This window comes from Phaeodactylibacter xiamenensis (genome assembly GCF_000759025.1).
Lineage (GTDB): Bacteria > Bacteroidota > Bacteroidia > Chitinophagales > Saprospiraceae > Phaeodactylibacter > Phaeodactylibacter xiamenensis.
On the sequence record NZ_JPOS01000020.1, the window covers coordinates 1 to 12,392 of the forward strand.

The following is a 12,392-nucleotide window of genomic DNA, read 5'->3' on the forward strand; positions in this document are numbered from 1 at the left end:
TAGGATTTTATCCGATAATCTGTCAACTTATTTTAGGAATCGACCAAGCTGGCACTGACCCCGGTAGCCCCCCATATTTACAATGAACTGGGATTGCTCTTCCGCCGTCTCGACCGCCCCGCCGAGGAACTCAACGCCTTTCAGCGGGCCAATGCCCTGTCGCCGACCTGGGGGCTGGCGCTTACCAATCTAGCCTACACCTACAAACGCCAAAAGCAGTTTGGTGCGGCTGAGGAGCTGTACAAGCAGGCCATCGCTCAGGACAGCAGCCTGGCACTCGCCTATTACAACCTGGGCGTGCTGTATGAATCCACGGAACGCCGGGCGGAGGCGATCCAAATGTATACTGCTGCCATGGAGCGGGATGAAAGCTATGCCGCACCGGTTTTCTCCCTTGCCAATCTTTATGCTGATGAGAAGAATCGGCATGAGGAAGCCTTGCGCCTGTTGCGCCGCTATCAGCAGTTGGAGCCGGAGGCTTTCAAGGGGTACGATATGATGGCTTACCTCTACCTCTACAGTGATCAGCTGGAGGCTGCATTGCCCAGTGCGGTGCGCATGTACGAGCTGGACGGCGGCTCCAATTACAGCAATGAATACCTGGCTTATATTTACTTCGAGCTGGGGCGTTATGATAAAGCCCTGCCCTTTTTGGAACAGCGCCTGCAGCATGCACCCGAGGAAGCAGCACATTACCTGGAGCTGGCTGCCTGTCAGGTCCAACTGGGGCAAAATGCAAACGGGCTGGCAACACTGGAAGCGCTACTCGCCCGTTTGGAAGTCTCTTTGGAGAAATTGGAGGGGCTCGATCAGCTGGCGCCGCTGCGGAGCACTGCAGGATACCGGGCGCTGCTGGACCAGTATTTTCCCGACTGGGATTAGAAAAAATCCAGGAAACTACTCTGCGAGCCAATGCTATGCCTTCTCTTCCACCCTTCCATCCACATGCTTAGCGAAGCGACCACGCGACCGCTCATGCACCTGATCGGGGCGGGGCCAGGGCCAGCCACCGAATTCTGTAGCCTGGTATTCCTGCATGATCTGGATGATGCCTTCCCGGTCATTGGCCACGAAGGGACCGTGCTGTACGACCGGCTCGTTGATCGGCTTGCCCTGCAGAAACAGGAAGTAGGCATCTTCTGCGCCGGCTTTCAAAGTCGTGGATTGATCACTGTGCAGGTCGAGAATCTTTTGTGAAGGAATTTCCTGTCCATCTGCATCTACCGTAGTACCCTGATAAAAGTAGAGGGAACGGTTAAGCCCGGCACTGGCCGACGGGAGGGTAAAGGTCTTGCCTGCTGACAGTTTAATGGTCCAAATAGCTACCTCATTGGCAGGGTCGGCGGCCCAGGAATCCGGGGCGGGAGCCGGTGCCTTGTGCCCTTCTAGTTCGCCGGCGATGATGTCGACTTTCACGCCATCGACCTCATAAACTGGTACGGTGTCTGCCCAAAGCATTTTGAAGTGGGGGGCCACCCGCTTGCTCTTCTTCGGCAGGTTGAGCCAGATTTGGAACAGCTCCAGCGGGTTGTCCGCATCGTCACGCAGGAGGGGGAACATCTCGGAATGTTGTACGCCTTTACCAGCGGTCATCCACTGTACATCTCCGTTCCCGAAGCGCCCGGCAGCACCCAGAGAATCAGCATGGTCAATCAGTCCTTTCTTACCGATGGTCACCGTTTCAAAACCGCTGTGGGGATGGTGCGGAAAGCCGGGTACGGTCTTCCCGTGGTACATCCGCCAGTCGTTGGAAGGGTCAAAGTCCTGCCCAATGGCACGGCCGCCCAGGGAGGCATCGGGGCCCAACTGGGCATTACCCTTCGGATAGCGGTCATTGTGGTAAGCACAGAAAATGAAGGGGTCCTGTGTGGCCCAGGGGAAGCCCAGCGCCCGGACCATTTTGATAGAGGTATTTTGCGTACTCATAATAGTTGTTTTAATGTTCTAACATTAAAATAGCTCAAGCCTCATTTTTGTTTACCGGGACTGCCGCTTGATGATCTTTTTGACGGCTCGCTCTATTTCCCTCACTATGCGGCCCGGATCACTGTTAGGAGCGATATCCAATGGGAAAGAGGTGAACTGCCCTCTGAAGAGCAGTATCTTGGAGAAGCGGATCTCTCCATCAACCTGAGTGTACAGCCCCCTCAGCGCATACGCCCCCGGATAATCACTGGCATCAATAAACAGGTAATCGGCATGGGATGCTTTTTCATTTTCCCGCCGGAAGGTATTTTCCAGCTGCTGCATCAGTTGCAGGTCGTCCGTCAGGGTGGCTTCATTGAGGAAGGTGGTGCGGATGAGTACCGGTTTTTTCTGCCCGATGGGTAGTTCCTGTTCGTATTTAACAATTCCGATATCAAAGCTGCTGGCATCAGCAGGGAAGCCCAGGGTGGGCGTCTGTACCCCCATGATGGAGGCGGCAAGGCGGGGCACTTCGTCCCGGGCATGCTGAAAGAGCGTCATCACGTCCACGTATTCCCCATCGGCAGTTCGGGTAGTGGCCAGTCCCTGTATGCCCTGCAGTAGTGCATAAGTGAGCAACCCCTGCCCGTATTCGCTGGCTTCAAAGCTGACTTTGTCGGCAGCGCTGCCGGAGAGGATGAACATGCCGGTTCGGTCTTTCATGCGGTCCAATGCCCGGATTTGACTGGCGTTGAGGTTGCGGGTGCCGCTGCTGAGGTCTTCCACGGCCTGCCCGGAGTTGCAGGCATCAATGACGAGCACTTGTTTGAGGGCGGGGATATCGTTAATCCATTCGGTAAGCTCGCTGCTCGGGATAGTGTACCGGGCGCGGACTTCTGCATCCATGATCATGTCGGTATTCGCCACATCGTGGGTGAGGTAGTAGAATTGCTCCCGGTCGCCATTGCCGAAAGCCAGCCCGTGGCCGGAGAGGTAAACGAGTAGCACGTCCTCGGCTTTGGCTTTTTGCTGTATGCTTTGCAAGGTCCTTTGGATATTCGCTTTGCTGGCGTATTGCCAGGAGATGTTGGTGCCTTCGAGCCCGGTTTGGTTGGCCGGGGCGGTGGTCAGGCAGTGTACTTCTATGCTATCGCCATTGGCAAAAAGGTTAGCGCCGACGAGTGCGAGGGAGCGGGCCATAGCTATCGCATCCTGCGTGGCGTACTTCAGGTCGAGGGCTTCCCCGTTATAGTCGGAGGTACCTACGGTTACGACGTACATTTTGGGGTCGAGTTCTCCGGTCCAGGAGCTGCTGCTGTTGCCGGTATTTCCTCTGGTCCGGCTGACCGGCTCATAGCTTAGGTGAAGCGGTCGGCTCTTCAGCCATCCTTCGGCATTATATGCCTGAATGCTGATACGGTTGGTACTGTCCGGATGTCGCAGCAGGTAGGGATGTACCGGGCGCAAGTCAAAGGAAAAGCGGGGTTTGCGATCAGGGTTAGCATCATAAGCCACTTCCTTTCCATTGACCTGAATGGACACTCTGCCGATTCCACCGGACCGGGCTTCGAGTGCCACCTTTACCTGATCGCCCTGAATGCCGGCCTGAAGCGCCGGGTACAAGGCTACACGAGCCAATCCTTCCACAGAACGGACGGGCTCAGGCAGGTAACCCAGTAATTTTTGAAGCAGCCCCGGCTCGTAGTAGCGGGCTTTCAGTTGTTCCAGTTCTATGATTTCGGTGCGCTGGCCGGTTTCAACCAGGTAGTAAAGCAGGCGCATGGCATTTTGGGAGGCATCGAACAGCCCTTGCGGGCTAAGTACAATCCAGTCGTCTTTGTCAATAAGTATGAGGGTGGCGATTTCCTTACGCTCAGGGATGCTCCAGATTTTGACTTGTCCGTCTTCCGCACCACTGGCAAAATAGTTCCCATTCGGTGCAAAGGCGAGGGCTTGTACCTTTCCCCGGTGCCCCCTGAAGGTATGCAAAAGCTGCCCGTTGGTAAGGTTATAAAGGTGGACGGCACGGTTCCAGGTGCCTAGTAACAGTTGGTTCCCTTCGGAGGAAAATGCACCGGAAAGGGCATAACTATCTTCCGGATCCGGGAAGCGGTGCAGGATTTTACCCGAAGGCACATCCCAAACGTAGCAAGTTGTCCCCTCTTGCAGTTCAGTGGTGGGGATGAGGAGTAACCGTCTGCCATCATTGGAGAAGATGGCCTTTCTTACCGAATGATGCCCTAAATTGGCCGGTGCTAATGAGCGGATGGGCTCCATGTTTTGTAGATTCACCAGTACGGGGGTGTAATCTCTGTCGCTACGCTCGAAGCGCACTCCGGTTTGTCCGTCTGCCGTAGTGGCTTTAATGCCTTGTTGGGTGAGGGTTTGTTCCCGGAAGGCTCCTTCTGACAGGGAGATGCTGTTGTAGATATTGGTGGGCGCCCCCGGAGCTTCCTTGCGGCAAGCCTCCAGGTCCCAGGTATGTACCAGGCCTGATGCTGAAGTAAAGCTGAGCTTTTCGCCATTCTCACGATAAGCCAAATCAGCGGGGATGAGATGGTGGGCACGCAGGGTTCGAATCCTTCGCCCGGTATTGGCATCGAGCAGATAAAGCGTGCCATCGAGTCCGCTGCACGCCAGCATCTGCCCATCAGGGGAAAGCCGGGCAGCGGGCGGTTCTGGCATCATCGATGCATTGGTAGTTGGGGAGCCGGTAGTGTAAGTAAGCATGAATACCTGCTGTACAGGATCGTACTTCCGGAACTGCCCCTGCTCATCCACTAAAATTACGAAGCTGCCGTCCGGAGCGATGTCCCGTAGCTGGTACCCTTCTGGTATTTCAAGGCGGTAGAGAAACCTTCCGGTTTCGGTTGACCAAAAGTTGTACTGAATTTGGTATTCCACCTCATTGCCCAGAATTTTACCATACGCCCAAAACCTGGCGTATGGCGAGAGCCCGTTTAGGCTTTGAAACTGCATTGGGTCCTGAGTAACCGCATCCCAAAATTGAATCTGCCCTTCCCTGATTTTGTAAAAATAGCGCCCATCCGGTGTAAAGCCATCGGGCTTAAAATCAGGAGCGGGCAGGCTATCGGCAAGGTTGTCAAGCCGGGCTAAGCCACCGGACTGCTTCATGCCCCATTGCCCATCGGCAGAGAAGCTTTGAAAAGGGTCATCCCGGAGGTTCATCCCCCGGTTTTCCGGGTTCCGGAAGCTAAAGAACAGCGGGCGGTAGTCCTGCCAGCCTTTATTATACTGAACGTACTGCAGGTTTGGGGAAGCGATGGCCCCAGGCATTACAGCGCCCCCGGCTTTCACAGAGGACTTCAGCAGTTTACCGGTCGCCACATCCCAAAGCATCAGGCTGGCATCTTCTCCGGCAGAGAACAGCAGGGTGCCATCCTGTGAAAAACGGAGGTTGTAAACAGTTCCGGTATGCCCTGCGGGCAGGCCCAGCTCTACGGGCTGGGCGATGGCGCAGAGGGGAAGGAAGAGGAACAGGATAAACAGTGTTTTTTGCATCAGGTTATTTTTTGAGTAGCTCTTACCACGTTGGGGCCGAGTTGTTTGAGGTTGTCGGCAGTTCGGGCCTGCAAAGGTATTCTCTAACCTCAGCGACGGATAAATAATTTAGCTTGAACGCGGTATTGCCAGCCCGTTGTAGTGTCAACTGTATAGGCCGTTGCCGGTCATGGCCAGGTCAAGGTACAGTTACTTTATAGCAAATGCCGATTGATGTAAGTAAAGGGCAGTCTGTTACAAACTACCCTGGTACAAGAAATACAGGTGGTTTTTATAACCCCTGCCGCCACAGGAAGGCCTTGTACAGCGCTCTTGCGAGATCGTGGTCGGGGTATTGCCCCATGGCCTTACGGAAGCGCAGACCCGCACGTTCCTGAAAGCCATTGTCTTCCATCGTTACCGCTTCCAGTAACAATTTTGCTGCGGGCTCAGCCGTGGAATAGGCAGGCGTTGACCTGAGGTCTGAAAGGGCACTGTTGAGTTCTGCTTTATCCACATACTGAAAGGTAATCAATGGCGTGCCCACAGATGCATCGTTGGAGGCTGTGGCCTTCCATCGGTAAAATTCACCGGTTTTGAGCCCGACATCTGCTGCATTCACAGTGAGGTTGCCTTCAGCTGTAGTCTCTTCCAGTAAAACCTGCCCCTGATCGTCGGTAAGGCGGAAAGTATATTGATCAGGCGCTTTCACATCGGCTCCCGGTGCCCAGGAAACGAAGAAGCTTTCACCAGCCACCTTGCCGCCGTTGGTCGTAATGGGGAGCAGGGCAGCATCGGCATCGCCATGGCCATCACCCTCTTTACTTTCGTACTTGGGCTTGGTTGGCTTGGTACTGGCGGCCAGCCCCGGCTCGTCATCGAGGTAAAAAAAGAAAGGGTCGCTGGCTTCTTCCACCCTTTCCTGCAGCAGCTCAGCGTAGGGGCTTTCCTGAAATTGCCCATAATCCGTGAGCAGGGTAGCGATGTCATGTTTGCCCCTGGTGTTGATCGTGGCAAATTGCTCATCGTAAAGCAGGCTGACAGAAGTGCCTGCGCGGAGCTTCAGGCGGCCCTCCTTACTGAGCGGCATGCCCGTTTTAATTGGAGAAAAGTTGAACCAGCCTTTGCTTGCCGGCGAGTATCGGGCCGGGCCATCAACGGAATAAACAACCGGGCTGTCCTGAGCATTCAGGGCTAAGGAAGTGCAGGCGATAAACAATAGGGTTAGCCATTTCATGTGGATAAGGTTTTAGGTAGATGAAGATTTATTCTGTTAGTCCTGACCGAAAGACGATCCAGCTGCGAAGCTGTCCGGTCTCATCAGTGAGGAGTAGAAGTTGACGTTGATCGTACGCCAGGCATTGCCCGTTGGGGAGGGATAATATCCGGTTGGGCACCCCATAAACTGTACGTATTTTGGCTGCGGTGGCACCGGCTGAAAGCCCGTAAAGGGTTTCCCCTTTGTAGTCGGGGTCGGTCCGGTGGAACCAGGCAAAGCGGTTGCTGCCGTTGTCCACATAGTGTTGAAAAATATTGGAAGTGGGCATATGCTTATAGCCACAGTATATTTTGCCGGGCAGATTTACGGTGGCGGTAAAGGAAGGGGCAACGAGGAAGTCTTCCGGGAAAACGCCATCAATTTCTTCTACGCCTCTCACGTTATAATTTTGCGGGGCAATCAGTTCTGCTCCTCCTTGGAGGATGGAGAGGTTGATCTTTGCCAGGTTCATCACTGCTGGTTGCGCCGATTGGAAGTAGGCCAAAGCGGCAAAAGTATCCCTTTGGAGGATAGCCGCTACGCCCAAAGTGACTTGCGCTTTAGCCGCAGCAGGGGCATTGCTTACCTTTGCTGCAAGCGCCAACGCCTTCCGGGCCCGGTATTCAGCATCCAGCCATTCTCCCCTTAGCACATGGAGGTTGGCCAGATTGAGGTGGGCAGAGGGCTCAGCTTCGTTGAGCAGCAAAGCGTTTTTGAATAGTTGCTGCCCCTTCTCCAGTAATTGTGCCCGCCGCGCAGCAGCGTCTTTGGGCAATCGGGTGGTAATCTGCCCAAGCCGGCTTTCCAGGTCCAGCTCAATAGGCAAAACGTAAGGCATTTCATTTTTCGGGGTGAGGTCGAGTGCCGCCAGCAGTGCGGTAGCCCCGGCGTTGTTGTACAACTCAAACCCCTGATACTCGCCGAGGATGTACTGATAATAGTCCAGCGCCTCAGTATGCCCTTTTATCAGGCTCAGGTAATTGGCAGTCTGATAGACCTGAAAGAGTTTTTCCAGCCGCCTTGCGGTGTTCTCGCTAAGCTTCAGGCGTTCGCTCAGGCTGGGGTAGCCTTGGATTTCATCAGGCAGCCCATAGGTCGCGTAGGCTTTTTCCAACAGTGGTGCAAGCGTGCTGTAGGTATTGTAGCCGGCTGAAATCGCTAATACGCCGCCAAAATAATCGGCCTGCGTCTCGTACTTAAGCCCGTCAGAAAGTTTTTCCAGCTGTTCAGCTGCTTCCAGCCCGTCATTCTGATTGATGAAGTTGCGTTTCCAATCGTGGTTTTCGTAGTAATGGATGATTTCATGCGAAAGCATAGCCGCCAGTGCATTCAGGGAGTCTTTACCCAGGCTGACGCAAATGTCATAAGCTTGCTCCTCCAGCCCAATCTGCCGCTTTCCGGGGTGCATCCAGGCCATGTAGCGGCGCCCGGTATTCATGACAAGCTCGGGAACGGGCATTCTGAAGCTGCCCCGGGCCTTCACCAGGTCATCGAAAATACGCTGCGCCACTTCCAGCTTGTAACCGCCTACCGGCACAGGGGCGAACCGCCGAGAGAAAGGGTTATCCACAAAGGCGAACAGGCTGTCCTGTGCCCCTAATGCGACAGGCAGCGCCAGCCATAGTATCAGGAGGAGCCTGCTCATTTCATTAGGGTTTGGGCTTCTTCTAACGCATTCATGCGCAGGAGAAAACTGATGAAAAGTTGCCGGTCCACTGCGGAGGGGGCATCCGATTGGAGTTGTGCAGCGTAGGTGTGGTAAGCGGCCTGGAGAAGCCCGGCTTCCTCCAGCTCGTAAAGCCGGTAGATAGGCTGTATGGCTTCGGACAGGCTTTGGAAATCGTCGTCGGCTTCCAGCTGAGCATCGAAGATTTGTAGCGCCTCCTGATCGAAATACACTGGTATGCGGGCGGTCTTTAACCAACTGCTATCGGCCTGCAGGGCACTTACTTGCCAATAGGCAGGCGTTTTGCCCTCGAAGCGGAGTTGGCGGAGGTCAGTGGTCAGTTGTTGTCCGGACAAAGTAGCAGTAATAATCGGGTCCGTAGCCCCTTCTTGTCGTAGCTCAAAACGATAACCGTATGGGTGGGTAACGGAATCCCAGCGAAATGTCACCTCAGGGTGGGTGAGCAAACCGGTCAGGTAACCCGGTGCCTCAATACCGTAGGACGAACTGCCGAATCCACTGACACCCGCCCGGGCGTTGGTCAGGTAGCGGCGATGGGACTGTTCCACCTGCTGTGGCGTATCGGTATCTTTAATGGCATTACTGATAAAAGACCAGAACCGGCTCAAGAAAGTAGAACTATTTTGGCTGCGGATATCAGCGCCCAGCTGTTCAAGGTCATACATGGCCGGGCCTTTTAGCGTTGTCCGGGTGTCTTCAAAAACGATAACGGCACTCACGCCCTGTAGCAGCCGCAGCCGCCCTGGAGCTTTGACCGTTGTGCCGGCAAATACCCGCCGTTCATTACCGCCTTCCTGACTGTAGGTCAGGCCACTGCCCGAACTGACGTCCAAAACAATAAAAAGATCTTGCTGAGCAGTGAGGCCTGCCACGCCGCAAGTCAGTAAAATCAGAAATAGCCATTTGTTTCTCATAGTATGCTCAGGCTTTATTAGTCAATTTGATCAGCCTTCAAAGGGTTACCTTCCAATATACAGAAATCGCACAAGGATTATTCTTCTTCCTCAATAGCAGCAGGTGTAGGCCGTAGTGGAATCGCCTCCGGAATCCGGTCGAGCCAGGGCAGCCGCCGCCGGATGAGGCTTTCGTAGATCATGATGAGGTCGTAGGCCAGCAATAGGGCCAATATGCCTACCCCAAAATCGAGTTTTATTCGGAAATAATGAAAAAGCAGGGCAATTAGAAAAAACAGAAGAATAAACTCAACAAGCTGCAGAGCCCGCGTGATGCCATGGAATACTTCATTGAAATCATCATACACCCAGTGGATTAACAACACATTCAGGTATCCGAAAATGGCGAGTAGAATGACGTTGAGCCAGTTGGGGAGCTCACGGATGAATTGTTCTTCCAGTGCCATATTGAGCACATTCGCGTGTATGGCAAGGCCGTACATGTCGGGTATGGCCCGGTTGGTGTAAGATTGATTGAGAGGAGTGTAGTGCCGGTCTTTCAGCAGGTCGCCCTCATAGGGAGCAGGCAGGTAGCCCAGGAGCACTATTTTGCCATGGACAACCGAGCGGACCTCCTCAAGGCTCATGCTGTCCAAAAGCCGGTCCTGTTCCTGCCTCGGGAAGGCATACTGAGGACCGGTATAGTGGATACGCTCTACTGGTTTGTTCCGTTCGAGTAATTTTGCGGCTTTTTCGGGCGCATAAATTTGCAATAGCGCGGTCGTAAAGGCGGGTAGTGTATCCTGTCCCACTTGCTCCTGCGGGCTGAAATGTCGGATGACCCGCGTCTGATTAGCCGGGAAGTTGACGTAGCCGAGTGTGCTGTAATTGGCAAAAGCGGTGTCCACGCCTTTCCACTGCTCAAACCTTGTCCCCTTTGCGTTGACCTGATCGACTTCACAGGCAAGGACTAAGTTGGGCGTCCGCCGAATGACGGCTTGCAGGAAGGAGTCTGCAGGAGAGACTGTCGATGATTCAAAAAGCACATCCACCCCGATGGCAGCCGCACCGGCCTCCCTTAACCGGTCAATCAGCAGTGCTATACGCCCGCGGTCCGGCCTGCCAATGTCCACGAGCAGTAAATCCTGGGTCCGGAGTGGTTGTTGCCGGGAGGAATCGCTCAGATAGGCATAGACGATGTCCGTAATCTCGTAGTTTTTGAGCCCGTTGTTGAAAGGGTCGATGTAGTGCATGTTCAGCCGTATCAGGTTGAGAAACCAGATAAACAGAAAAATCAGCACCGTAATGATGATGCTGTGTGGCTGAATAATGCGGTTGAGCATAGGTTTATTTGAATCGGTAATTGGCCCAGCGGCTGAGCTGTCCATTTTGGTCGAGTAAAAGTAGCACTTCCTTGTAAACCATGATCTCTCCGGTGGGCAGTTCGAGTGAAGTTTTGGGCTCTCCGTAAAGATCCGTCAGCTCTGAGCGGGGGGTACCGGCTTTGAAGCCGTCGTAAAGCTCTCCGGGATGCCCGGCGTCGGTCAGTTGCAGATAGAGGCTGGGATTGTTAGGCGACTTCACCATATAAACGGTTGAAGCGCTAAGGCCTTCGACCTGTTCAGGGGTCCAAATTCTGAAGTCGAGGGCTTCAAACAGCTCAATTTCCTTACGCTCCCGCCGGTACTGCCGGTCAAAGTTGGTCAGGTTGTAAGGTTCCACGCTGTCGATATCATAGGCATCCGGGCCATTGGGTTTTTGACCGTCCGGGATTGGGGTTTGCTTCATCTGGCTCAGGTTGTAAAGGGCCACAGCCGAGGGCGCTTCCAGCTTTTCCAGTTGCTGAATGGCGGTTTCCAGGTTGCCCCCGCGGGCGGTCAGCATAGCCATCAATACCTGGGCGTCGGTTTTGGTTTTGGGGAATTGCCCCGGATTGCGCTTTGCTTCCACGCCAGCGTAAAAAGCAGCCCGGTCGTTGTCGCCCAACATGTAGTAGGCACAGGCTTTATTTAGGTAAGCCGGCGCATAGCCCGGATCCATGCTGATGGCGTTGTTGAAGTAGGAAATAGCTTCGCGCAGCAGTTTGTTGCGCCGTTCCACTTTATCTCCAAAACCATCTTTACTGCCTGCCCCAAAAGTCATATCCAGTTCCAGTGGCAAGCGGTACTTACGTTCGGATTCCGGAAAGTACTCCAGCGCTTCCAATACGGTGACAACTCCCAGGTTGTTGTAAATTTCCCGCCCCTGGTAGTCGATCAGGATGTGTTTGAAAAATACCCGGGCATCATCGTACTGGCCGATTGCAGCAAGCAAATTCCCCACCTCAAATACCCGGACCAGGTCTTTGAGCTTCTCTTCTGACTTTTGGGCCAGCGCCTTGCGGTCGTTTAGGCTGGGGTAAGCGCCCGTGGTATCGACTTCGGGGAAAGGGTAAGTCTTGTATATTTTATCCAGGAGGGCGGCCCGGTTGTCAAAAACGGGATAGCCTGCAGAGTAGGCGAGAAAGCCACCCAGGTAGTCCGCCTGAGTTTCGTTGTTAATCTTGTCCTGGTCCACCATGCCCTCCAGCGTCCTGCCGATTTCCAGCTCGCGGTAAGCCTGTGCGAAACTTGACCGCCACTGGTGTTTCTCGTAAAAGTGGACTAGTTCATGCCCGAGCAGCCCGGCGATAGCCGCTTCACCTTCCTGCTCCCCCAGTGACATGCAGATATCGTAGGCTTTTTCTTCCAGCCCAATCTGTGTGCCGCCGTAAACCAAAAACGCAGCATTATTTGCGGCCTTTGTCATAGCGAAAGCCGGGACCGGAAAGCGCCGGTCGCCTTTGGCCTCCACAAGCCGGTTGTATATGGCCAGGGCTTTCTCATACTTCGGGCCCACCAGTGCTTCCATTTCTTGCTCCAGTTGGTCAGGCTTACTGATGTAGCTAAAAGCGTTACGGGGCTGCCCTGTAAGATTGAGCGCAAAGACCAGGCAAACAATAAGGATCAAACTAGGGGCTTTCATGGCGGGTTGGGTTTAGATGATATTTAAGGCTTGCAAACATGGGTCACATTCACAAAATAGGAAATCTTGAATTAATACAACGGGGAAAGCCAGGTTGCCTTTCCCTGGGTTGATTTGAATGCCTGTCTTTTGGTTACCTTTCAAT

General features: G+C 54.0%; 8 protein-coding genes. 1 reads left to right on the top strand and 7 read right to left on the bottom strand.

What is annotated here, in order from left to right; all coding sequences use genetic code 11:
• Window positions 1-93 precede the first annotated feature (93 nt).
• Entirely contained in the window at window positions 94-882 is a 789-nt protein-coding gene (locus IX84_RS09320) for a tetratricopeptide repeat protein (RefSeq protein ID WP_044219268.1), read from the top strand.
• Between the two features lie 33 nt (window positions 883-915).
• On the opposite strand, the gene IX84_RS09325 is transcribed toward IX84_RS09320, so the two are convergent.
• The 7 genes from IX84_RS09325 to IX84_RS09355 all read right to left on the bottom strand — a co-directional run bounded on the left by IX84_RS09325 (window position 916) and on the right by IX84_RS09355 (window position 12,247).
• A complete protein-coding gene (locus IX84_RS09325; protein WP_044219271.1) occupies window positions 916-1,926 on the bottom strand; it encodes a pirin family protein in 1,011 nt (336 codons plus the stop codon).
• A 51-nt stretch (window positions 1,927-1,977) separates the two neighbouring features.
• Entirely contained in the window at window positions 1,978-5,427 is a 3,450-nt protein-coding gene (locus IX84_RS09330; protein WP_044219274.1) for a caspase family protein, read from the bottom strand.
• Window positions 5,428-5,698: 271 nt separating this feature from the next.
• On the bottom strand, window positions 5,699-6,643 hold the full coding sequence (locus IX84_RS09335; protein WP_044219277.1) for a hypothetical protein: 945 nt from the start codon (window positions 6,641-6,643) through the stop codon (window positions 5,699-5,701).
• Window positions 6,644-6,671: 28 nt separating this feature from the next.
• Window positions 6,672-8,309, bottom strand: a complete 1,638-nt coding sequence (locus IX84_RS09340) for a M48 family metalloprotease (protein WP_044219280.1) — start codon at window positions 8,307-8,309, stop codon at window positions 6,672-6,674.
• Window positions 8,306-9,265 (bottom strand): hypothetical protein, encoded by a 960-nt coding sequence (locus IX84_RS09345; RefSeq protein ID WP_044219283.1) that lies wholly within the window; start codon window positions 9,263-9,265, stop codon window positions 8,306-8,308. Before IX84_RS09345 ends, IX84_RS09340 begins: the two co-directional genes overlap by 4 nt.
• A gap of 77 nt (window positions 9,266-9,342) precedes the next feature.
• The gene (locus IX84_RS09350; protein ID WP_044219286.1) at window positions 9,343-10,587 is read right to left on the bottom strand and encodes a CHASE2 domain-containing protein; all 1,245 of its coding nucleotides are present in this window, start codon (window positions 10,585-10,587) and stop codon (window positions 9,343-9,345) included.
• A gap of 4 nt (window positions 10,588-10,591) precedes the next feature.
• Window positions 10,592-12,247, bottom strand: coding sequence for a hypothetical protein (locus IX84_RS09355; protein ID WP_044219289.1), 1,656 nt, complete (start codon window positions 12,245-12,247; stop codon window positions 10,592-10,594).
• Window positions 12,248-12,392: the final 145 nt, after the last annotated feature.

Coding starts and splice junctions, on each gene's coding strand:
- IX84_RS09325 (WP_044219271.1), bottom strand. CDS start 1,926: ATGAGTACGCAAAATACCTCTATCAAAATGGTCCGGGCGCTGGGCTTC.
- IX84_RS09330 (WP_044219274.1), bottom strand. CDS start 5,427: ATGCAAAAAACACTGTTTATCCTGTTCCTCTTCCTTCCCCTCTGCGCC.
- IX84_RS09335 (WP_044219277.1), bottom strand. CDS start 6,643: ATGAAATGGCTAACCCTATTGTTTATCGCCTGCACTTCCTTAGCCCTG.
- IX84_RS09340 (WP_044219280.1), bottom strand. CDS start 8,309: ATGAGCAGGCTCCTCCTGATACTATGGCTGGCGCTGCCTGTCGCATTA.
- IX84_RS09345 (WP_044219283.1), bottom strand. CDS start 9,265: ATGAGAAACAAATGGCTATTTCTGATTTTACTGACTTGCGGCGTGGCA.
- IX84_RS09350 (WP_044219286.1), bottom strand. CDS start 10,587: ATGCTCAACCGCATTATTCAGCCACACAGCATCATCATTACGGTGCTG.
- IX84_RS09355 (WP_044219289.1), bottom strand. CDS start 12,247: ATGAAAGCCCCTAGTTTGATCCTTATTGTTTGCCTGGTCTTTGCGCTC.